The sequence below is a fragment of the Epibacterium sp. ABV4_022 genome, assembly GCF_056159345.1.
On sequence record NZ_JBSWVA010000001.1, the window covers coordinates 2279461 to 2300794 of the forward strand.

Here is a 21334-nt window from a genome sequence, read left to right on the forward strand (position 1 = left end):
CATCCCGCCACCCGATGCGCCCGGCCGGGCTGGCGCGGGGACGAATCAACGTGAGAGCCATCGGCTCCGGTCAGCTTATCGCATGATGGGGTAAAACACCCCCCCTTTGCTTTCAACCACTTGCGCGCGGACCTTCGCGCGAAACCCTGTAAAATAGGCCCTCAGCGCTTGATCTTTGCACCTTAGCTGCTATCCAGCGACAAACCCCTTGAACCCAAAGAGGAACAGTTCAGTGGATCTGACAGCCCTGCGCTCTGAAAACCCCGATCATTGGAACAAAGCCGCCGCCATCCGCGCCCTGACGCTGGACGCGGTCGCCGGTGCAAACTCCGGTCACTCCGGCATGCCGATCGGCATGGCTGATGTTGCAACCGTGCTGTTTGAAAAGCACATGAAGTTCGATGTGAGCGCCCCCAAATGGGCCGACCGGGATCGCTTCATTCTGTCGGCGGGCCATGGCTCCATGCTGATCTATTCGCTTCTGTATCTCATGGGCGACGCGCAGGTGACGCTGGATCAGATCAAGAACTTCCGCCAGTCCGGCGCGCTGACGGCGGGCCACCCGGAGAACTTCCTTCTGGACGCAGTCGAGGTCACCACCGGCCCGCTGGGTCAGGGGATTTCCAACGCCGTGGGTTTTGCCATGGCCGAGGAAAGCCTGCGCGCCCATTACGGCAAGAAGGTCGTCGATCACCACACCTATGTCATCGCCGGCGACGGCTGCCTGATGGAGGGTGTCAGCCAGGAGGCCATCGGCCTCGCCGGGCGTCACCAACTGGGCAAGCTGGTGGTGTTCTGGGACAACAACAACATCACCATCGACGGTCAGGTCGACCTCTCGGACCGCACCAATCAGGTACAGCGGTTCAAGGCCTCCGGCTGGCATGTGCAGGAAATCGACGGCCACAACCCGGCCGAGATCGACGCTGCCATTACCGCCGCGAAAAAGACCAAGAAACCCTCGATGATCGCCTGCAAGACCCATATCGCGCTGGGTCACGCCGCGCAGGATACCTCCAAGGGCCACGGCGCGCTGACCGACGCCGATCAGCTGAAAGCCGCCAAGGACGCCTATGGCTGGACCGGTGGCGCCTATCAGGTGCCCGCCGAGATCAAATCCCAGTGGGAGGAGATCGGCAAACGCGGCGCCGCGGCGCGTGCGGAATGGGAAGGTCGCTTTGCGGAGCTGTCGCAGCAGAAACAGGACCGGTTCAACCGCGTCTTTGCGCTGGAGGCCCCGAAAAAGCTCTCCGCCACCATCAAGGCGCTGAAAAAGCAGGTGTCTGAAGCCCAACCCAAGGTCGCCACCCGCAAGGCGTCGGAAATGGCGCTGGAAGTCATCAACCCGATCATGCCGGAAACCATGGGGGGCTCTGCGGACCTCACCGGGTCCAACAACACCAAGACCGGCGATCTGGGCATGTTTGACACCGATAATCGCAAGGGCCGCTACGTTTATTGGGGCATCCGCGAGCACGGTATGGCGGCGGCAATGAACGGTATGGCGCTGCATGGCGGTATCCGCCCCTATGGCGGCACCTTCTTCTGCTTTACCGATTATGCCCGCCCCGCGATGCGTCTGGCCGCCCTGTCGAAGATCCCCACCGTGTTTGTCATGACCCATGACTCGATCGGTGTGGGCGAAGATGGCCCGACCCACCAGCCGGTCGAACACCTGGCAATCTGCCGCGCGACCCCGAACACATATACGTTCCGCCCGGCGGATGCGGTGGAAACCGCCGAAGCCTGGGAAATCGCGCTGACCTCGAAAGAGACCCCGTCGGTGATCGCCCTGACCCGTCAGGGTCTGCCCACCGTGCGCACCGAGCACAAGCTGTCGAACCTCACCGAGAAAGGCGCCTATGTGCTGGCCGAGGCCGAGAGCAAGCGTCAGGTGATCCTGATGGCATCCGGCTCCGAGGTCTCCACCGCGATGGCCGCAAAAGACATCCTTGAAGGTCAGGGCATCGGCACCCGCGTGGTCTCTGTACCCTGCATGGAGCTGTTCCACGCACAGGACGAGGCCTACCGCCGCAAGGTTCTGCCCGCAGGTCCGGTGCGCGTGGCCATCGAGGCCGCCGTGCGCGATGGCGGCTGGGATCGTCTGCTGCTGGGCGAACGCGGTCAGGAGAAGAAAGCGGGCTTTGTCGGCATGGAGGGCTTTGGCGCCTCTGCCCCGGCGGGCGAGCTGTTCGAGAAATTCGGCATCACCGCCGAGGGCACCGTTGCCAAGGTCAAAGAGCTGTTGGGCTAAATGGCACATGGGGTTTGGGGGCGCTGCCCCCGACCCTTTCGGGTCTCCCCCGAGGTATTTTGGAAAAGATGAAGGGCGCCCGGATTTCGCGGCGCCCTTTTTTGATCTTCCCTTTTTTGATCTTGCGGTGTGCGCGTGTTCAGTGGGCGGCTTTGGCCCCAAACAGCGGCGCGATCACCTTGGTGGCGAGGGGGATCAGCAGGAGCCCCACGACAAAGCCGAGGAGACCGTCGACCACAGCCTTCACCAGCCATTCCACCAGCCCGTCGCCTTGGGCGATGGATTTGGCAAAGCTGTAGATCGTGTCTTCGGGCCAGTGCCAGCCCATCTGATGCGCGGAATGCACGATGATCGAACCGCCGACCCAGAGCATGGCGGCAGTGCCAACCACGGTCAGCATTTTCAGGAACCACGGCATAAAGGCGACAATGCCACGACCAAGCGCGCGAGTGCCGCTGGTACGGCCCACCTCTGTGAGCCAGAGGCCGACATCATCCATCTTCACGATGATGGCAACCACGCCATAGACCACGATGGTGATCATGATGCCCACCACGGCCAGTGTCGCCGCCTGAATCCACAGCACGTCGCTCTCGATCGTCGACAGGGAAATTGTCATGATCTCGGCCGAGAGGATGAAATCGGTCTTGATCGCGCCCTTGACCTTTTGTTCCTCCAGATGGGTGGGATCCCCCACGGCGTGGCTGCCATCTGGTCCACCGGACTGATCGTCATGGGGCATCAGCACATGCACGATCTTTTCCGCGCCCTCAAAGCACAGGTAACAACCGCCGAGGATCAGCAAGGGCGGGATCAGCCAGGGCGCGAACTGCGACATCAACAATGCGACGGGCAGCAGGAACACCAGCTTGTTGATGAAGGAGCCGCGCGCGATGCGCCAGATCATCGGCAGCTCACGTGCGGGCTGAAAGCCGGTCACGTATTTCGGCGTCACGGCGGCATCGTCGATCACGATCCCCGCCGCCTTGGACCCCGCCTTCATCGACTGGGTCGCCACATCATCCACCGAGGCGGCGGCGACCTTGGCAATCCCCGCGACATCATCCAACAAGGCCAGAAGACCGCTCATAACTCACCTCTTTGCGCAGTGGCATTCATTGCGTCATGTGTAGCCCGCGGCCGGGTCGGCATTCAAGCGTGCCGCGTTGCGGCATGAGCAGAAAGCCCGGCGCGGACAGTTACCGCAAACGGTGTTGCAGCTGTTAACGCAACCACCAAGGTTTTGCGCTAACAGTCTGTGTTTACTCTAATTTCTTCTTTTTCCCGAGGTTAATGCCCGCTATAGGCTGCCCCTAAGACAGCCTTCTCGTGGAGACGACAGAGATGACCATCAAAGTTGGAATCAACGGCTTCGGACGCATTGGCCGCTGCACCCTCGCCCATATCGCGGGCAGCTTTCGCAATGACATCGAGGTGATCAAGGTCAACGCGACCGGCCCGATCGAGACCGCCGCGCATCTCATCAAATACGACAGCATCCATGGCCGCTTTCCCGGCCAGGTCGATTTCAGCGAAGGCCGCCTGAACCTCGGTCGTGGCGACATGCAGGTCTATTCCACCTACGACATGGACACGCTGGACTGGGAAGGCTGCGACGTGGTGCTGGAATGCACCGGCAAGTTCAACGACGGCCTGAAGGCGAAAAAGCACCTGGAGCGCGGCGCTGGCAAGGTGCTGCTGTCCGCACCGGGCAAGAACGTCGACCGCACCGTGGTTTACGGCGTCAATGACGAGGATCTGCTGGTCACCGACAAGATGGTCTCCAACGGCTCCTGCACCACCAACTGCCTCGCACCACTGGCAAAAGTGCTGGACGAGGCCTTTGGCATCGAACATGGCATCATGACCACGATCCACGCCTATACCGGCGATCAGCCGACGCTGGATCGCCGTCACGACGATCTCTACCGGGCCCGCGCCGCCGCGATGTCGATGATCCCGACCTCCACCGGTGCCGCCAAGGCCCTGGGCGAAGTGCTGCCCAACCTCAAGGGCCGTCTGGATGGCTCCGCAATCCGCGTGCCGACACCAAATGTCTCTGCCGTGGATCTGACCTTCCGCGCTGGTCGCGAGGTGAGCGCCGAAGAGGTGAACGCGGCGGTGGAAGAGGCCTCCAAGGGGCACATGTCCCGCGTGCTGGGCTATGAGCCGGCCCCGCTGGTGTCGACCGATTTCAACCACACCGAAGAAAGCTCCATCTTTGCGCCCGATCAGACCCGTGTGGTCGACGGTCGCATGGTGCGCGTGCTGGCGTGGTATGACAACGAGTGGGGCTTCTCGGTGCGGATGGCCGATGTCGCCACCGCCATGGGCCGTCTGAACTGACGCCCTCCTCTCGCATGAGGGTTGAGATTTCACGCCCGGTCAGGCATAGCTGGCCGGGCGTTTTCTGAACGAGCAGCCCCTATGTCCAATACCGTCGCCATCACCCTTGGCCTGTTTCTGCTCACCGCGTTGGCGGTGGATACAGTCTTTTTTGGCACCGAACATCTGCTGTTTCTCGGCAAGAAGCTGTTCGATCTGATCGAATGGCTGGCGTTCTGGCGCTGATCCGTCCCGACAAATGCAAAAACCCGGCACTGCCTGCTGCGTGCCGGGTCTTCTGGGTCACCGTGGGAGGGCGGCCCGTCGGGCTCAGCCCAGGCGCTGCATCAGCTTTTCGCGCACCAGGGGGGTGACAAATTTGCTGACGTCGCCCTCCAACCGCGCAATCTCTTTCACAAGTTTGCTGGCGATCGCCTGATGCCGTGCCTCGGCCATCAGGAACACCGTCTCGATACTGTCATCCAGCGCACGGTTCATGCCAACCATCTGGAACTCATATTCGAAATCCGCCACCGCGCGCAGCCCGCGCACGATCACCTGCGCGCCCACATCGCGGGCACAGTCGATCAGCAGGTTCTCGAACGGATGGGCGATGATCTCGGTGCCGGTCTGTTCGGTCAGCTTGGCACATTCCGCCTCGATCATGGCGACGCGTTCTTCGAGATCGAACAACGGCCCCTTGTCGCGGTTGATCGCCACGCCGATCACCAGCCGATCCACCAGCATGGCCGCCCGGCGAATGATGTCGATATGCCCGAGCGTTATCGGGTCAAAGGTTCCGGGATACAAGCCAATGCGCATGGGCCCCTCCTGCCTGCGTCACATTCTGCGGGCACGCAATCATGTTGCGCCCCGCAATGCAAGTCCGTGAGAATACTGAATCTTCCTGCCCCGGATCTGCCGCTGCGCCAGGAACCGGCCTAATGGCCCATGATCATGCCTTCGAGTGCGGATTTTTCCATCGCCACTTCGGTCAGCTGGGCCTTCACCACATCGCCAAGCGAGATAATGCCGATCAACACGCCCTCCTCGACCACCGGCATGTGGCGAAACCGGCCTTCGGTCATCTTGGTCAGCGCCTCTTCGACATTGGTGTCCTGCACACAGGTCACCAGTTCCCGGGTCATGTAATCCTCGACCTTGTGCCCCAGGCACACCGATCCGGTCTTTGCCAGCTGGCGCACGATGTCACGCTCTGACAGGATGCCCAGCGGCGTGGCCTGATCGGCCGAGACCACAACGGTGCCGATCCCGCGATCCGACAGCAGCTGTGCCGCCGCCTCGATCGTCGCCTCGGGACCGATCGTCACCACATCGGTAATGTCCTTGGACTTCAGAATCGACTTTACGAGCATTTTGCGCACCCTTGAAATTTTCTTTCACTCTCTCAAGAGTTTGCCGCAAGATTGGATCAAGTCAAGCCTTCCAGCCGCTCCACCTCTTCGCGAATTCCCTTTGACAGCGCCTCGGCAAAGCGGTTGAGCCGGTCGCTGCGCTGATCGCCCTGATGGCGCACCAGGTAGAAACTGCGGGTCAGGCTGAATTCATCCTTCAACACCTTGCGTAAGGAGCGGTGGCTGGGCAGCGAGAAATCATGCACGACACCAACCGCGCTCCCCTCCGCCAGCATCTTGATCTGCACGGACACCGAATTGGATGCGAGCGACACCCGCTCCACGCCGAGGTCATTGAGGTAATCCAGCTCGCGGTCAAAGATCATGTCGGGGATGTAGCCGATCATCCGGTGATCCCGCAGGTGTTCCAGTTTCTCGATCGGGTGATGGTCGCGCAGGTAATAGCGCGACGCGGCCAGATGCAGGTGATAAACGGTGATCTTCTGCACCAGCAGCTTGCCGGCGGTGGGCGCGCTCACGGTCACCGCCATATCGGCCTCGCGCCGTGACAGATTGATGACCCGTGGCAGGGCGACCACCTGAATGTCCAGATCCGGGTTGTCCTTGGAGATCGCCGCGCAGACCTGCGGCAGGATGTAGTTGGCACAGCCGTCCGGCGCGCCAATGCGGATCTGCCCCGACAGCGTATCACTGGGACCGGTCAGCGCCTCTTCGCCGGCGCGCATGGCCAGCTCTGCCGCCTCGGCATGGCCGAGGAGCCGGTCTCCGGCCGCACTCAGCGCGTAGCCCTGTGGCGATTTTACAAACAGCGATGTTTTCAATGCCGCCTCGAAACGCGCCACCCGGCGGCCTACCGTGGCCGGGTCCATCTTCAGGACCCGCCCCGCACCAGAGAGGCTGCTCTCTCGCGCAACCGCCAAAAACACCTTCATATCGTCCCATTGGGGTTCCATCTGACGGGATCCTCCAGTCTTTTGCGCATTCTGCTCTGGGTAAACCTACATTAACCATTTGCGTTAATGCAAAACCTATTTGAAGCCTTTCCTCTTTTACGTTCGTTTTTGCAATCCTAGGATACGCGGGACTCGAGATCAGAGGAGGACTGCACATGCAGGAACTGACCCACTACGTGAATGGCGAGAAAGTTGCCGGAACCTCCGGCCGTTTTGCTGATGTTCTGAACCCCGCCACCGGTGAAGTGCAGGCCAAAGTGCCGCTCGCAACCAAAGCCGAAATGGACGCGGTGATCGCCAAAGCTGCCGAGGCACAGGTCGGCTGGGCCGCCACCAACCCGCAAAAACGCGCCCGCGTGATGATGAAGTTCGGCCAGCTCATCAACGAGCACATGGACACGCTCGCAGAACTGGTTGCCCGTGAACACGGCAAGACCCTGCCCGACGCACGCGGCGACGTTCAGCGTGGGCTTGAGGTGGTCGAGGTCTGCATGGGTGCGCCGCACATGCTGAAGGGCGAGTTCACCGACAGCGGCGGACCGGGCATCGACCTTTACTCCATGCGTCAGCCTCTGGGTGTGGTTGCGGGCATCACGCCCTTCAACTTCCCGGCAATGATCCCGCTGTGGAAAATGGCCCCTGCCCTGTCCTGCGGCAACGCCATGATCCTGAAACCCTCCGAGCGCGTGCCTTCCACCTCGCTCTACCTGGCGGAGCTTCTGAAAGAAGCGGGCCTGCCCGATGGTGTGCTGCAGGTGGTCAACGGCGACAAGGAAGCCGTGGACGCGATCCTCGACAATGAGACCATTCAGGCCGTGGGCTTTGTCGGCTCCACCCCGATCGCACAGTATATCTATGGCCGCGCCGCAACCAACGGCAAGCGCGCGCAGTGCTTTGGCGGTGCCAAGAACCACATGCTGATCATGCCCGATGCGGATCTCGACAAGGCGGCGGACGCGCTGGTCGGTGCCGGGTTTGGCGCTGCTGGCGAACGCTGCATGGCGATCTCCGTCGCGGTGCCGGTCGGCAAAGAAACTGCCGATGGCCTGATCGAACGTCTGGTGCCCCGCATCGAGAAACTCAAGGTCGGCCCCTACACCGCCGGTGAGGACATCGACTACGGTCCCGTCATCACCCCGCAGGCAAAAGCCCGCATCGAAGGTCTGATCGACAGCGGTGTCGAGCAAGGCGCAAAGCTGGTGACCGATGGCCGTGGCCTGACGCTGCAAGGCTATGAGAACGGCTATTTCGTCGGCCCGACCCTGTTCGACAATGTCACCGCCGAGATGGACATCTACAAGGAAGAAGTCTTTGGCCCGGTCCTGTCCACCGTCCGCATGGACAATTACGAGGACGCGCTGAACCTGGTGCGTGACAACGCCTATGGCAACGGCACCGCGATCTACACCGCCGATGGTGACACCGCGCGTGACTTTGCCAACCGCGTCAACGTGGGCATGGTCGGCATCAACTTCCCGATCCCGGTGCCACTCAGCTACCACACCTTCGGCGGCTGGAAGAAATCGGCCTTTGGCGACCTGAACCAATACGGTCCCGACGCCTTCCGGTTCTACACCCGCACCAAGACCGTCACCGCGCGCTGGTTCTCCGGCATCAAGGAAGGCGGCGAGTTCAACTTCAAGGCCATGGATTGATCCCCGACGTGTCTTGAGCCCGGGCCGTCCACATCGTGGGCGGCCTTTTTGCATGGGCCCCCGCTGCGCGGGGTTTTGCCCGGCCCGCGGGTTCACGCAAATGTCACCCCGCCCCCCTCTGGCCTTGTTTGCAGGGCGCCCGTAATGTGCGCTCAAACAATCGAGCATTTCAACGCATGAGGAAGGGCCCATGTCCGACGTCACAAAAACCAACCGTTTTCTGTCCCGCCGCGCGCTGCTGTCCGGCGCCGCTGCGACCCTCGCCGCGCCGAGCCTGCTGCGCGCGCAATCCACCGATGCCTTCCCGCAGGATGAACCCGCGATCCGCGAGGAAATCCCGGTCCAGCGCAACCTGTCGTCCTTCCAGCAGCAGCATTGGCAGGACCATTTTGACACCCTCGGCGTGGGCTGCCTGCTGGCCGATATCGAAAGCCGCGCCCTGCACTACTGGGGCGGCGACGGCGAAACCTATCTGCTGTTTCCCTCCTCCGTGCCGATGAGCGAGGAACTGACCCGGCGCGGTTATTCAAAAATCGTGCGCAAGCGCGAAAACCCCAGCTGGACCCCGACCGCCAATATGCGCGAGCGCGACCCGTCGCTGCCGCAGCGGATCGAGGGCGGCGTCCCGGGCAACCCGCTGGGCACCCGCGCCATGTATCTCGACTGGCCGGCCTATCTCGTGCATGGGACCCATGACACCCGCAAGATCGGACGTCAAAGCTCCTCCGGCTGCATCGGGCTCTATAACCAGCACGTGGAAAAACTCTATCCGTTGGTCAAGGTCGGCACCCAGGTGCGCCTGCTCTGACCCATCGGCGCGGGGTGCTTGGTGCGCCCGCCGGCGCCCTGCTTCGACAGGAGGCTCTGCGCCAACCTAGAGCCGTTTGAAACACTACAGCCGCGCCCCCAAAAGGGACGCGGCTGTTTTACGTTTGAGGAAGAACCGCGGCCCCGGCCCGGATCAGGCCGACAGGCCCATATGGCGCGGGCCGTTGCCGTCGAGGTAGTTCTGGAACGCCTTTTCCAGCAGCTGCTCGAAATCCCTTGTGTACCCGCTGGTATCAAACAGCGGCGCGCCGGAGTGGCTCTCCTCGATCCGCGCCTTGATGTCGGCGTGATAGTCCGGATCCTGCGCCACGCGCAGCGCCACATCGTGGTATTTCTTCTCGGTGCTGGTCACCAGATCCGACAGCCCGGCGGCGGTCAGGACACTGCCGGCCACCCGTGCGGCGAACTGTTCGCCGGTCTTGGTCACAACCGGCAACCCGGCCCAGAGCGCGTCACTGGCGGTGGTATGGGCGTTGACGTTGAACGTATCCAGGAACAGATCCGCAAACCGCAGGCGCGCCAGGTGCTCTTCCGGCTGCAACCGGCCGGCGGTGATGATACGGGCGCCATCGACCCCGCGGCTCTCTGCCTCCTTGCGGATCACGTCGCTGGCCTCGTTCTTGGACGTATAGAACCACAGCACGCTGTCGGGCACCTCTTTCAGCAGGTTCATCCAGATGTCGAATTCGCGCGGCGTGACCTTGTAGGGGTTGTTGAAGGAGGAGAACACAAACCCATCGGCCGGCAACCCATGGGTGGCGCGGCTGGCATAGCTGGTGGCGATATAGCGGTTCTCGTCATTGGGCTGGTAACAATGCGGCATATACAGGATATGCTCGCTGTAGTGCTTGCGCAGATGCGACGGGATGGTGATGCGGTCGGCCACCATATAGTCCATGGATTTCAGGCCGGTGGTGCCCGGATAGCCCAGATAGGCGATCTGGACCGGGGCCACGCGGTGGTTGAAAATATCGAGCCGGCCGCCCTCGGTATAGCCCTTCAGGTCGACGCCGATGTCGATCCCATCCGCACGCGCCAGATCCACCAGCTCCGTGGTGTTCATGGTCCGCACGTCATAGAACTGATCGGCGTTCCTGCGCGCCCGCTGGTGTTCGTGGTCCTGCCGCTTGGAGCCATAGTCGTAGATGAAGATCTCGAAACGCTCGCGGTCATGCCGCTCCAGCAAACCCGCCATCAGGTGCATGGTCGCGTGGTTGTAGAAGTCGTTGGAGAAATACCCGATCCGGATCTTCTGCTCTCTGGGCCGTGCGGCCACCGGCTTCCACGCCTTCACCGGGTTGCGGTGCTTGGCGCGCACATGCGCCTCGGAACGCAGCCGCTGGAACGACCCGTCATCGCAGAGCGACAGGAAGGCAAAGGGATCGGACACCACCCGTTTGTCGTTGAACGCCTTCAGGTAGTTCGGCAGCTTCTCGAACTCGTCCCAACGCAGCCGGTGCGCCTTCATGTGCATCATCCGGGACAGCGCGATATAGTTCTTGGGGTCGAATTTGACCGCGATCTGGAAATAGTCGATCGCCTCGTCATAGCGCTGCATCCGCATCAGGAGCGTGCCGATCAGACCATAGTGGCCGCCATTGGTCGGCTCCAGCTTCACTGCCCTCATGAAGCACGCCAGCGCATCGACCAGGCGCTGCATGTCCTTCATCAGCACTTCGCCCAGTTGCGCGTGCAGGGTGGCATTGGTCTCATCCAGCGAGATCGCCTGACGCAGCAGCGTTTCCGCGCGCTGGTTGTGGTGTTTCAGGATTTCGGCCCGCGCCCGTTTCAGCAGTTTCTTCGCGGCGTCCTGGGGTTTGTCCCCCGGCGCGAGACCCTTGCGCAGCCCGTTCTTCATCTCATAGGCGAATTTCGCCCGTTTCTGCGACTTGATGGAGGTGGCGAACTTCTCGAATTCCGGGAACTCCGGCTTCCCGTTCAGGGTCACGGCGAGCTTGCTGGTTTGACTGGGCTGCGACACGGTGATCACACTCCTTCTGAAACTGCGTTTGGTGCCCTCTCCTTCTGGAACATAGGCACGCTTTGCCGAAAGTTGTGCCAATGAGATGTTAAAAAATCCCTCAAATCCGCTGAGAATTCTTGGAAATCATCCCGCCGCGCCCGCCTTAGCGACGCGTCTGCCGCAGCAATGCAAGACCGGCTTGCAGATCCGCAGGTTGCAGTCGCGCCCGGTCACGCGTATTAAATAAACAGTTGTTCAATTCCTGCCAGCCCCAGCGCGGGCGCCGGCAGCAAGGGGGAGGAGAGCCCATGGACTTCGCAATGACAGAAGAGCAGACAGCCATCTTTGATATGGCCCATGGATTTGCACAGGAGCATATCGCGCCCTTTGCCCGTCAATGGGAATCTGAGGGCACCATCCCCAAGGATCTGTGGCCCAAGGTGGGCGAGCTGGGATTCGGGGCGCTTTATGTCAGCGAAGACTCCGGCGGCTCCGGCCTGTCGCGGCTTGATGCCACATTGGTGTTTGAGGCGCTGTCGATGGCCTGCCCGTCGGTGGCGGCATTCCTGTCGATCCACAACATGTGCGCCAAGATGCTTGACATGTTCGCCAGCGAGGAGTTGAAGGCGCGCGTCATGCCCGACGTCATGAGCCTCAACACGGTGCTGAGCTATTGCCTCACCGAGCCGGGCTCCGGCTCCGATGCGGCGGCGCTGAAAACCCGCGCCACCCGCGACGCCGACGGCTATGTGCTCAATGGCACCAAGGCGTTCATCTCCGGCGGCGGCTATTCCGATGCCTATGTCTGCATGGTGCGCACCGGCGAGGACGGCCCCAAGGGGATCTCCACCCTCTATGTCGAGGATGGCACCCCGGGTCTGTCCTTTGGCGGGCTTGAGGACAAGATGGGCTGGAAGAGCCAGCCGACCGCACAGGTGCAATTCGACGACTGCCGCGTGCCCGCCGCCAACCTGGTGGGCGAAGAGGGCCACGGGTTCAAATACGCCATGAAAGGTCTCGATGGCGGCCGCCTGAACATCGCCGCCTGCTCGCTCGGCGCGGCACAGACCGGCCTCAGCGCAACGCTGCAATATATGTCCGAGCGCAAGGCGTTTGGCCAATCCATCGACCAGTTCCAGGGGCTGCAATTCCGCCTCGCCGACATGGAGATCGAATTGCAGGCTGCGCGCACCTTCCTGCGTCAGGCGGCGTGGAAGCTCGATCAGGGCGAACCCGATGCCTCCAAGTTCTGCGCCATGGCCAAGAAATTTGTCACCGAGACCGGATCGAAGGTTGTGGACCAATGCCTGCAATTGCACGGTGGCTATGGCTATCTCGCCGACTACGGTATCGAGAAACTGGTCCGCGACCTGCGCGTGCACCAGATCCTCGAAGGTACCAATGAGATCATGCGCGTGATCGTCGCCCGCCACCTGCTGGCGGAAAACCACTAAGCTCCGGGAGGGGAAACAGCCGCCATGAGCGACATCCATATCCGCATCGAAGGCCGCGCGGGCCGGATCACCCTGACCCGCGAAAAGGCGCTGAATGCGCTGTCCTATGACATGTGCCTCGCCATCGATGCGGCACTCAGGGACTGGGCCATCGACGACAGCGTCGCGCTGGTGATCCTTGATGCTGCGGGCGACAAGGCCTTCTGTGCGGGCGGCGACATTGCCGAACTCTACGAGACCGGCACCAGGGGCGATTTTGCCTATGGCCGCAGGTTCTGGCGCGACGAATACCGCATGAACGCGCGCATTTTTGAATATCCCAAACCGGTGGTCAGCTTCCTGCAGGGCTTTACCATGGGGGGCGGTGTCGGCATCGGCTGTCACGGCACCCATCGCATCGTCTGCGAAAGCTCCAGGATCTCGATGCCGGAATGCGGCATCGGGCTGGTGCCGGACGTGGGCGGCTCCCTGCTGCTGGCGCTGGCGCCGGGGCGGCTCGGCGAATACCTCGGCACCACCGGGCACCGGATGGGCGCTGCGGATGCGATCCTTGCGGGCTTTGCCGATCATTTCATTCCACAGGCGCAATGGCCGGGCCTGATCGCCGACCTGCAACGCACTGGCGATCTGAACCTGCTGGCACAAATGGCGGAAACACCCCCGGAGGGGCAGCTTCAGGCCATGCGCGCAGAGATCGACGCCTGTTTTGCGGGCGAAACCCTCGCCGACATCCTCACCGTTCTGACGGCGCGGGACGACGCGTTTGCCCGCAGCACGCTACAGACCCTGTCGCGCCATGCGCCACTGTCGCTGGCCTGCACGGTGGAGATGGTTCACCGCCTGCGCGCCACCAATACCACCATGCGCCGCGCCCTGGACCTGGAATACCGGTTCACCCATCGCGCGATGGAACAGGGCGACTTGCTGGAAGGGGTGCGCGCCCTCATCATCGACAAGGACAAGTCGCCAAAGTGGCAATATGCAGAGGCCCCGGTGCCCGCGGTGGCCGTCAGCCAGATGCTGATGCCGCTGGGCCCGGATGCGCTGACCTTTGAGGAGGAGGAGTGAACAGATGAAGATCGGATTTATCGGACTGGGCAACATGGGCGGCCCGATGGCGGCAAACCTGGCCAAGGCTGGGCATGAGGTCACCGGCTTCGACATGGCGGAGGTCAGCGTCGACGGTGTCACCCTGGCCGACAGCGCCGCCGCCGCCGCGACGGGCGCGGATGTGGTCATCACCATGCTGCCCAACGGCGACATCCTGCGCCATGTGGCGGCAGAGATCATCCCTGCGATGGCGGCAGGCGCAGCCTTTGTCGACTGCTCCACCGTAGATGTGGACAGCGCCCGCGCCGTGGCAGACCAGGCCCATGACGCCGGGCTTCTGGCAGTGGATGCGCCGGTCTCCGGTGGCATCGGCGGCGCCGCGGGGGGCACGCTGACCTTCATGGCGGGCGGATCTGCCGAGGCCTTTGCCAAGGCGGAACCGCTGTTTGACATCATGGGCCAGAAGGCGGTGCATTGTGGCGAGGCCGGCGCCGGTCAGGCCGCCAAGATCTGCAACAACATGATCCTCGGCGTCACCATGATCGCCACCTGCGAGGCCTTTGCCCTGGCCGACAAGCTTGGCCTCGACCGGCAGAAGATGTTCGATGTGGTCTCCACCTCCTCGGGCTACAGCTGGTCGATGAATGCCTATTGCCCGGCGCCGGGCGTCGGCCCGCAATCGCCTGCGGACAATGGCTACCAGCCCGGTTTTGCCGCCGATCTGATGCTGAAGGACCTGCGCCTCAGCCAGCAGGCCGCCTACAGCGCCGACGCCGATACCCCGATGGGCAAACTGGCCGAGGCGCTCTACACCGCGTTTGTCGAGCAGGAGGATGGCACCGGCAAGGATTTCTCCGCCATGCTGCCGCGCTTTGAAGGCCGCAACCGCAGCTAACCGAGGCCACCGGAGGCGGCTCAGCCCCCGACAGATCCGACAGATCCGCAACCTGCGGGCCTGTCGCCCGCTGCACCAGCATGTCCCTGAACGACGGCGTGCAGCGCCCCGCATGGAGATCAGGACATGGCCGGGCGGGATCGCCACCCGCTTTTCATGCGGCAACAGATTTGCGCTAAAGTCAAGGTTGCGCAGCCGTCAGTGCAATCAGCGCCGCGCGCGTGGGCTCATCCGCCGGGAACAGGCATTCGATTTTCAACTCCGACAGGGCGATGTCCTCCACCGTGCCAAATTGCGAAATGGCCGAGAAGAACGACAACTCCTGACCGCCCAGCCGATAGCGGGCGGGGATGACCGGCGGCAGCACTTCTGTCGGTCCCGTATCCGGGGCCGCCACCACATGTGACTCCAACCTGCGGATCGCGTCTTCGAGCACCGGTTCGCGGCCAAAATGAGCAAGCTCGCTGCGCAGACGATGCAGGGTCAGGCGCTCGATTTCCGCCAGGTTGATCAGGCTGTCCCGCAGCCGCTGGTTCTGCATCAACTCCGACAACATATCGGCCCCCTCGCCCAGGCCCACCGGTGCCAGCAGGCTCCGGGCCGGGGTGTTGAGCGCGCAGATCCGCCAATGGCGATCCAGAGCCATCGCCGGATAGGGCGCATGCCGCGTCAGCATCCAGTCCACCGCATCCCGCAGTGGCGCCATCTCCGCATCCGTCAGGCGGCGTGCGCCATAGGCCGGCGCCAGCCCCGCCGCCTGCAACAGCGTGTTGACGCCTGCCTGAGGCACTGCCAGCTCTGCCGCCAATCGCAGCACCATGGCGCGGCTGGGCTGGGCGCGGCCGGTTTCCAGAAACGACAGGTGCCGGGCGGACACGCCAGCCGCCATTGCCAGATCCAGCTGGCTGCGGCGCCGGATCTGCCGCCAGTCTTTCAACGCTGCGCCGAAAGTGCCCATCCGATATGCCCCTTTTGCGGTCGACTGCCGTTGTGGCAGATTTTGATCCCGCACACACTTACCCCATAGGTAATTGAAATGCAGCGCCGCGCCTGCGCATGTGGTGCCGAACTGTCCTGCCACCGGAGATCCGCCATGTCCCCCGATCATGCTGCCCGTGTCCTGAAAACCGCCGCGGTGCTGACGCTGCTGTTTGGCCTTGCCCTCATCCTGGCGCCGCATGTCGCGCTGCTGCGTCCGATCGGACGCCTGTTTGTCGATCTGGCGTTCCTGACCTCGGATCAGGCGCCCGACCTGGGGCCGCCGGTTGCGCATCTGATGTTTGCGATCTCGGGCGGGCTGATGGTCGGTCTTGCGGTGCTGATCTGGCAGGTCACAACGCTGATCCATCCCCGCGATCCGGCCCTGGCGCGGCGGCTTCTGATCCCGGCCCTGCTGGGCTGGTATGTGACCGACTGCTTTGGCTCCGCCCTGTCGGGGGCGGGGTTCAACCTGGTGATGAACAGCGCCTTTCTCGCGCTGTTCCTTGTGCCGCTGCTGCTGGCCCGCCCCGCCGCGCGCCCGCGGGTCAGCCCTTGATCCGCACCGAGCCGCCGACCGAATGGCTGATGTCCTGGGTCGCCGGGTTGCCCTCGACCGAAATATCGCCGCCGCTCGACGCCTTGGCGCGCAATTGGCTGGTCGCGGTCAGATCCACATCCGCCCCGCTGGTGGCAGAGGCGCGGACTGTCTTGCAGTGCAAGTCCTCCGCGTCGATATCGCCGCCGCTGGAGGCGGTGACATCCAGCTTCAAGCAGCGCCCCGACACCTCCAGATCGCCGCCGGAGCTGGCCTCCAGATAGACCTGCGCCGCATCCAGATCCGAGATCTGCAACCGGCTGCCGCTAGTGACATCGAATTCGACCTCTGGCGCCAAGGCTCCGGTCACCTCGGCGCTGGCGCCTTCGTGCACCGACAGGCTGCGCAGTTCCGGCAGATGCACCGTCACCCGCAGCGGCCCGTCCAGCAGCCCGCCCATCGGCGACCAGCGATCGGTGCGATCAATCGCCAGCACCTGCCCGTCCTGCGTGATCTGCAAGCGATCCGTGCCGGTCAGGCCCGAGGCCTCTGCCGTGACCAGATAGCGCTCCGCCCCGGACACCACGGACAGCTCGATCCCCTCGGACAGCTGGATGGTGTGGAACTCTTCGAACCCGAACGCGCTTTGCTCCGCCTGGACCACGGCGCTGGCCCCGATATAGGCGCCCCCCGCAATGGCGATGGAACCGAACGCGGCAATGACCCTCGATGACATGGTGGCACCCTCACATGTGTATCCCGTTCACTGACACGTGATGTTAAGAGGGATAACATTCAAGAGGCGCGGGTGGGTTTTTCTGCCCACCCGACCAAGACCGTGCGCCCCGTGCGCGCTGCACCGGGGCCGATGGGCGCCGCTTACTCCGCGGCGACCTTTTTCTTCGGCTTCGCCGCCAGCATCGGTTTCAGATAATGGCCGGTATAGCTGCGCGGCTCTTCGGCGACCTTTTCCGGCGTCCCGGCGGCCACGATCTCCCCACCGCCATCGCCGCCCTCGGGGCCGATGTCGATGATCCAGTCGGCGGTCTTGATGACGTCGAGGTTGTGTTCGATCACCACCACCGAGTTGCCCTGCTCCACCAATTCATGCAGCACTTCCAACAGTTTGCGCACATCCTCGAAATGCAGACCCGTGGTCGGCTCATCAAGAATATAGAGCGTCCGACCGGTAGAGCGCTTCGCCAGCTCCTTGGACAGCTTCACCCGCTGCGCCTCACCGCCCGAGAGCGTCGTGGCCTGCTGGCCCACCTTGATATAGCCAAGACCCACCCGCATCAGCGCGTCCATCTTGTCGCGGATCGAGGGCACGGCAGCAAAGAACTCCTGCGCGTCTTCCACCGTCATATCCAGCACATCGGCAATGCTCTTGCCCTTGAACTTGATCTCCAGCGTTTCACGGTTGTAGCGCGCGCCCTGACAGGTCTCACAGGTGACATAGACGTCGGGCAGGAAATGCATCTCGACCTTCAGCACCCCGTCACCCTGACAGGCCTCGCAGCGCCCGCCCTTGACGTTGAAGGAGAACCGCCCCGGTTTATACCCGCGCGCCTTGGCTTCGGGCAGACCGGCAAACCAGTCACGGATCGGCGTGAAGGCCCCGGTATAGGTCGCCGGGTTCGAGCGTGGCGTACGCCCGATGGGGCGCTGGTCGATGTCGATCACCTTGTCCAGATGCTCCAGCCCCTTGATCGTCTCGCAAGGCGCAGGCGTCTGGCGCGCCCCGTTGAGGCGCATGGAGGCGGTTTTAAACAGCGTCTCGATGGTCAGGGTGGACTTGCCGCCACCCGACACGCCGGTGACGCAGACAAATTTCCCCAGCGGGAATTCGGCGGTGACGTTTTTCAGGTTGTTGCCGGTGGCCTTGACCACCTTGATCTTCTTTTTGTTGCCTTTACGGCGTGTGGCAGGCACCGCAATCTCACGGGTTCCGGCCAGATACTGCCCGGTCACCGAGCCCGCATCGCCCTCGACCGCGGCGGGCGTGCCGTGGCTCACCACCTGCCCGCCATGCACACCGGCACCGGGGCCGATGTCAAAGACGTAATCGGCCTGACGGATCATATCCTCGTCATGCTCCACCACGATCACCGTATTACCCTGATCGCGCAGGTTCTTGAGCGTGGTGATCAGCCGGTCATTGTCACGCTGGTGCAGACCGATGGAGGGTTCGTCCAACACATAAAGAACGCCGGTGAGGCCAGAGCCAATCTGGCTCGCCAGACGAATGCGCTGGCTTTCCCCGCCCGAGAGCGTGCCCGCGTTGCGCGAGAGGGTCAGATACTCCAGCCCCACATTGTTGAGGAAGCCAAGACGCTCGCGGATTTCCTTGACGATGGCCCGGGCGATCTCTTGTTTTTGCGCGGTGAGGTGGCTCGGCACCTCCTCAATCCACGCCAGCGCCTCACGGATGGATTTCTCCACCACCTGACCGATGTGCAGACGCTCTTCGGCTGCGCCTCCAGCCGGGCCGATTTTGACCGCCAGCGCCTCTTCGCGCAGACGATAACCGCCGCAATGGCCGCAATCACGGTTGTTCTGGTAGCGCTCGAACTCCTCGCGCACCCAGTTGGAATCCGTTTCGCGGTAGCGGCGTTCCATATTGGGGATCACGCCCTCAAAGACGCGGGTCACATTGTAGACACGGCCCCCCTCGTCATAGCGAAAGGCGATTTCCTCATCGCCGGAGCCATGCAGGAATACCTGTTTCACATGCGCGGGCAGATCCTTCCACGGCGTGTTCTTGTCGAATTCATAGTGGTTGGCGATGGCCTCGATGGTCTGCAGGAAGTAAGGCGATTTGCCCTTGCGCCAGGGCGCCAGCGCCCCGTCATAGACCTTGAGGCTCTGATCCGGCACCACGAGGCGTTCGTCAAAGAACAGCTCCACGCCCAGACCGTCACAATGGGGACAGGCCCCAAACGGCGCGTTAAAGGAAAACAGCCGTGGCTCGATCTCGGGGATGGTGAAACCACTGACGGGACAGGCGAAATTCTCACTGAATGTAATCCGCTCCGGATCGCCCTCACGCGGGGCTGTCTCCAGAATGGCAATGCCGTCGGCCAGATCCAGCGCGGTGCGCAAGCTGTCCGCCAGCCGCGTCTCGATACCTTCCTTCACCACCAGCCGGTCGACCACCACGTCGATGTCATGGCGGAACTTCTTGTCGAGCGTGGGCGGCGTATCAAGGTCGTGGAACTCCCCATCCACCTTGACGCGCTGGAACCCCTGCTTCCTCAGCTCCAGCATCTCTTTTTTGTACTCGCCCTTGCGATCCCGCACGATGGGCGCCAGCAGATAGCCGCGGGTGCCGTCCTCCAGCGTCATGATCCGGTCGACCATATCCTGCACCTGCTGCGCCTCGATGGGCTGGCCGGTGGCGGGGCTGTAGGGCGTGCCGGCGCGGGCAAACAGCAGTCGCAGATAGTCGTAAATCTCGGTGACGGTGCCGACGGTGGAGCGCGGGTTTTTCGACGTGGTCTTCTGCTCGATGGAGATCGCGGGGCTCAGGCCCGAGATATGATCCACATCCGGCTTTTCCATCATATCGAGGAACTGGCGCGCATAGGCGCTGAGGGACTCGACATAGCGGCGCTGCCCCTCCGCATAGATGGTGTCAAACGCAAGGCTCGATTTGCCCGAGCCAGACAGGCCGGTAATCACCACCAGTTCATCGCGCGGAATGTCCACGTCGATGTTCTTGAGATTGTGCTCGCGCGCGCCGCGCACCTCGATATTCTTCAACTCAGCCATATCGCCCCCAAACTTTGCAATACACATAGGTGAGCTGCCCCGAGTCTCCAAGAGAAAATGCGGAACAGACAGGGAACGACGCGCGCTGTGCTGTCAGAAACTGTCAGCGGCCCAGCGGCGGCGCTGAGAAGCGAGACTTTGATGCACCACCGCGCCACAGAAAAGCAGCAGCGCCACCGTCAGCATCAATGCGCCATAGCCGCCAAACGCGATCACCGCGACAAACAGCGGCGTGCCGATGGCATTGCCCAGATTGCCCGCCTGCGCCATGGCGCCATTGGCCTCGGATTGCGCGGCGGCGATGTCATTGAGCTGCGGCACGGCGGCAAAGCTTGCGCCCTGCACCAGCCCGAACCCCACCGCCAGCGCCATACAGGCCAGCCAATGCCCCGGCATGGCCCAAAGCCACAGCATCGCCGCCGCGCCGATCAGAAATCCCATCTGCACCACGGCCACGCCGGGTATCTGCCGCAGCAGCAGTGCGCCGATTGTCATCGACACCGCAATGGAGACCAGCGGCATCGCGCCCATCACATGCAGGCGGATGCTCTCGTCGACAAAGGGCGGCAGCACCGTCAGCACCGCCACAAAACAGCAGGTGTAAAACAGCCACCCCGCCGCGGGTGCGGTTTTATAAGGCGAGCGATAGATGTTGAGGTGCAGCGCCGGCAAGGCGGCGAGGTCCGGATAGCGTGTGCGCGCAGGCACCGGCACATCGCGCAGCGCCAGATGCAGGATCACCGCAAGCACCGCCATGATCGCCGCATGCACGCCAAACAGCGCCAGCACGCCATAGGCATCAACCAGCGGCAGCCCGGCCCAGCTCAGGATCGCAAAGGCCACGCCAAAAAAGGTGCTCCAGATCGTCAGCGCCAATCCGCGCGCCGGGCCATGTGCCAGGATCGCCATCAAGGTCGGCGCGGCGACGACCACACCCAGATGCGAGATCCCCTCGACCACGCGCGTCAGCAAGAACGGACCAAACGGCAGATGCAGCGCCTGCAAGGCCGACATCGCCGCGCCAAGCAGGAGCGAACAGACCAGCGTGCGCCGATAGCCAAAGGCCGAGACAAACAGACCCGCCACCACGCCAAAGACGATCCCCAGCACACCGACCAGCGATACCGTCCAGCCCATCGCCGCACCCACATCGGGATAGAGCGCGGGCAAACGGTCAAAGGTCACCGCGATCTTGCCGTATTGCGCCGCAGCGCCCAGGCCCGCAGCCCAGATCAGCAGCACCATGACCCAATTTGTCCCACGTCCCTGCTGCATCCCGTCGCCCTCGCCCGCT

At 62.9% G+C, this 21334-nt stretch carries 18 protein-coding genes; 9 read left to right on the forward strand and 9 right to left on the reverse strand.

Annotated features, from left to right (window positions below):
• The first annotated feature begins 232 nt into the window (after nt 1-232).
• Nucleotides 233-2254, forward strand: coding sequence for a transketolase (tkt, locus tag ACXAF5_RS10750; RefSeq protein WP_474946569.1), 2022 nt, complete (start codon nt 233-235; stop codon nt 2252-2254).
• A 139-nt stretch (nt 2255-2393) separates the two neighbouring features.
• Here the strand turns inward: tkt and ACXAF5_RS10755 are convergent, their stop codons facing one another.
• A complete protein-coding gene (locus ACXAF5_RS10755) occupies nt 2394-3344 on the reverse strand; it encodes a DUF808 domain-containing protein (RefSeq protein WP_239359567.1) in 951 nt (316 codons plus the stop codon).
• 254 nt (nt 3345-3598) lie between these two features.
• Here ACXAF5_RS10755 and gap point away from each other — a divergent pair, with 254 nt between their 5' ends.
• Together gap and ACXAF5_RS10765 are read left to right on the forward strand one after the other, a co-directional pair.
• Entirely contained in the window at nt 3599-4600 is a 1002-nt protein-coding gene (gap, locus tag ACXAF5_RS10760) for a type I glyceraldehyde-3-phosphate dehydrogenase (RefSeq protein ID WP_474946570.1), read from the forward strand.
• Nucleotides 4601-4681: 81 nt separating this feature from the next.
• Nucleotides 4682-4825: a hypothetical protein gene (locus ACXAF5_RS10765; RefSeq protein WP_239319896.1), complete on the forward strand. Its 144-nt coding sequence runs from the start codon at nt 4682-4684 to the stop codon at nt 4823-4825.
• An 84-nt stretch (nt 4826-4909) separates the two neighbouring features.
• On the opposite strand, the gene coaD is transcribed toward ACXAF5_RS10765, so the two are convergent.
• The 3 genes from coaD to ACXAF5_RS10780 form a co-directional block, all read right to left on the reverse strand.
• A complete protein-coding gene (gene coaD / locus ACXAF5_RS10770; protein ID WP_239319894.1) occupies nt 4910-5401 on the reverse strand; it encodes a pantetheine-phosphate adenylyltransferase in 492 nt (163 codons plus the stop codon).
• A gap of 119 nt (nt 5402-5520) precedes the next feature.
• Nucleotides 5521-5955: a CBS domain-containing protein gene (locus ACXAF5_RS10775; protein WP_239319887.1), complete on the reverse strand. Its 435-nt coding sequence runs from the start codon at nt 5953-5955 to the stop codon at nt 5521-5523.
• A gap of 56 nt (nt 5956-6011) precedes the next feature.
• Complete coding sequence (locus tag ACXAF5_RS10780) at nt 6012-6908, reverse strand: LysR family transcriptional regulator (RefSeq protein ID WP_474946571.1); 897 nt, start codon at nt 6906-6908, stop codon at nt 6012-6014.
• A gap of 155 nt (nt 6909-7063) precedes the next feature.
• Between ACXAF5_RS10780 and ACXAF5_RS10785 the strand changes: the two genes are divergently transcribed.
• On the forward strand, nt 7064-8563 hold the full coding sequence (locus tag ACXAF5_RS10785) for a CoA-acylating methylmalonate-semialdehyde dehydrogenase (protein ID WP_239319883.1): 1500 nt from the start codon (nt 7064-7066) through the stop codon (nt 8561-8563).
• A gap of 190 nt (nt 8564-8753) precedes the next feature.
• Nucleotides 8754-9371, forward strand: coding sequence for a L,D-transpeptidase (locus ACXAF5_RS10790; RefSeq protein ID WP_474946572.1), 618 nt, complete (start codon nt 8754-8756; stop codon nt 9369-9371).
• Nucleotides 9372-9524: 153 nt separating this feature from the next.
• On the opposite strand, the gene ACXAF5_RS10795 is transcribed toward ACXAF5_RS10790, so the two are convergent.
• On the reverse strand, nt 9525-11372 hold the full coding sequence (locus ACXAF5_RS10795; RefSeq protein ID WP_474946573.1) for an O-linked N-acetylglucosamine transferase, SPINDLY family protein: 1848 nt from the start codon (nt 11370-11372) through the stop codon (nt 9525-9527).
• Nucleotides 11373-11662: 290 nt separating this feature from the next.
• Here ACXAF5_RS10795 and ACXAF5_RS10800 point away from each other — a divergent pair, with 290 nt between their 5' ends.
• Genes ACXAF5_RS10800 through mmsB form a run of 3 tightly spaced genes read left to right on the forward strand, consistent with a single transcriptional unit; the run spans nt 11663 to nt 14753 of the window.
• Nucleotides 11663-12808 (forward strand): acyl-CoA dehydrogenase family protein, encoded by a 1146-nt coding sequence (locus ACXAF5_RS10800; RefSeq protein WP_474946574.1) that lies wholly within the window; start codon nt 11663-11665, stop codon nt 12806-12808.
• Nucleotides 12809-12832: 24 nt separating this feature from the next.
• Complete coding sequence (locus ACXAF5_RS10805) at nt 12833-13876, forward strand: enoyl-CoA hydratase/isomerase family protein (RefSeq protein ID WP_474946575.1); 1044 nt, start codon at nt 12833-12835, stop codon at nt 13874-13876.
• A 4-nt stretch (nt 13877-13880) separates the two neighbouring features.
• Nucleotides 13881-14753, forward strand: coding sequence for a 3-hydroxyisobutyrate dehydrogenase (gene mmsB / locus ACXAF5_RS10810; RefSeq protein WP_474946576.1), 873 nt, complete (start codon nt 13881-13883; stop codon nt 14751-14753).
• 181 nt (nt 14754-14934) lie between these two features.
• On the opposite strand, the gene ACXAF5_RS10815 is transcribed toward mmsB, so the two are convergent.
• Nucleotides 14935-15711 (reverse strand): helix-turn-helix domain-containing protein, encoded by a 777-nt coding sequence (locus ACXAF5_RS10815; RefSeq protein WP_474946577.1) that lies wholly within the window; start codon nt 15709-15711, stop codon nt 14935-14937.
• 135 nt (nt 15712-15846) lie between these two features.
• Here ACXAF5_RS10815 and ACXAF5_RS10820 point away from each other — a divergent pair, with 135 nt between their 5' ends.
• Complete coding sequence (locus tag ACXAF5_RS10820; RefSeq protein ID WP_474946578.1) at nt 15847-16290, forward strand: excinuclease ABC subunit A; 444 nt, start codon at nt 15847-15849, stop codon at nt 16288-16290.
• On the opposite strand, the gene ACXAF5_RS10825 is transcribed toward ACXAF5_RS10820, so the two are convergent.
• The 3 genes from ACXAF5_RS10825 to ACXAF5_RS10835 form a co-directional block, all read right to left on the reverse strand.
• On the reverse strand, nt 16280-17005 hold the full coding sequence (locus ACXAF5_RS10825; RefSeq protein WP_474946579.1) for a head GIN domain-containing protein: 726 nt from the start codon (nt 17003-17005) through the stop codon (nt 16280-16282). The two genes, ACXAF5_RS10820 and ACXAF5_RS10825, sit on opposite strands and share 11 nt — an antisense overlap.
• Before the next feature lie 143 nt (nt 17006-17148).
• Nucleotides 17149-20040: an excinuclease ABC subunit UvrA gene (gene uvrA / locus ACXAF5_RS10830; RefSeq protein ID WP_474946580.1), complete on the reverse strand. Its 2892-nt coding sequence runs from the start codon at nt 20038-20040 to the stop codon at nt 17149-17151.
• Nucleotides 20041-20133: 93 nt separating this feature from the next.
• Nucleotides 20134-21315 (reverse strand): MFS transporter, encoded by a 1182-nt coding sequence (locus ACXAF5_RS10835; protein ID WP_474946581.1) that lies wholly within the window; start codon nt 21313-21315, stop codon nt 20134-20136.
• Between the last annotated feature and the right edge of the window lie 19 nt (nt 21316-21334).

What these genes read in the sequence shown, in the direction of transcription:
- ACXAF5_RS10755 (WP_239359567.1), bottom strand. Translation starts at nt 3,344, where the DNA reads ATGAGCGGTCTTCTGGCCTTGTTGGATGATGTCGCGGGGATTGCCAAG.
- gap (WP_474946570.1), top strand. Translation starts at nt 3,599, where the DNA reads ATGACCATCAAAGTTGGAATCAACGGCTTCGGACGCATTGGCCGCTGC.
- ACXAF5_RS10765 (WP_239319896.1), top strand. Translation starts at nt 4,682, where the DNA reads ATGTCCAATACCGTCGCCATCACCCTTGGCCTGTTTCTGCTCACCGCG.
- coaD (WP_239319894.1), bottom strand. Translation starts at nt 5,401, where the DNA reads ATGCGCATTGGCTTGTATCCCGGAACCTTTGACCCGATAACGCTCGGG.
- ACXAF5_RS10775 (WP_239319887.1), bottom strand. Translation starts at nt 5,955, where the DNA reads ATGCTCGTAAAGTCGATTCTGAAGTCCAAGGACATTACCGATGTGGTG.
- ACXAF5_RS10780 (WP_474946571.1), bottom strand. Translation starts at nt 6,908, where the DNA reads ATGGAACCCCAATGGGACGATATGAAGGTGTTTTTGGCGGTTGCGCGA.
- ACXAF5_RS10785 (WP_239319883.1), top strand. Translation starts at nt 7,064, where the DNA reads ATGCAGGAACTGACCCACTACGTGAATGGCGAGAAAGTTGCCGGAACC.
- ACXAF5_RS10790 (WP_474946572.1), top strand. Translation starts at nt 8,754, where the DNA reads ATGTCCGACGTCACAAAAACCAACCGTTTTCTGTCCCGCCGCGCGCTG.
- ACXAF5_RS10800 (WP_474946574.1), top strand. Translation starts at nt 11,663, where the DNA reads ATGGACTTCGCAATGACAGAAGAGCAGACAGCCATCTTTGATATGGCC.
- ACXAF5_RS10805 (WP_474946575.1), top strand. Translation starts at nt 12,833, where the DNA reads ATGAGCGACATCCATATCCGCATCGAAGGCCGCGCGGGCCGGATCACC.
- mmsB (WP_474946576.1), top strand. Translation starts at nt 13,881, where the DNA reads ATGAAGATCGGATTTATCGGACTGGGCAACATGGGCGGCCCGATGGCG.
- ACXAF5_RS10815 (WP_474946577.1), bottom strand. Translation starts at nt 15,711, where the DNA reads ATGGGCACTTTCGGCGCAGCGTTGAAAGACTGGCGGCAGATCCGGCGC.
- ACXAF5_RS10820 (WP_474946578.1), top strand. Translation starts at nt 15,847, where the DNA reads ATGTCCCCCGATCATGCTGCCCGTGTCCTGAAAACCGCCGCGGTGCTG.
- ACXAF5_RS10825 (WP_474946579.1), bottom strand. Translation starts at nt 17,005, where the DNA reads ATGTCATCGAGGGTCATTGCCGCGTTCGGTTCCATCGCCATTGCGGGG.
- uvrA (WP_474946580.1), bottom strand. Translation starts at nt 20,040, where the DNA reads ATGGCTGAGTTGAAGAATATCGAGGTGCGCGGCGCGCGCGAGCACAAT.
- ACXAF5_RS10835 (WP_474946581.1), bottom strand. Translation starts at nt 21,315, where the DNA reads ATGCAGCAGGGACGTGGGACAAATTGGGTCATGGTGCTGCTGATCTGG.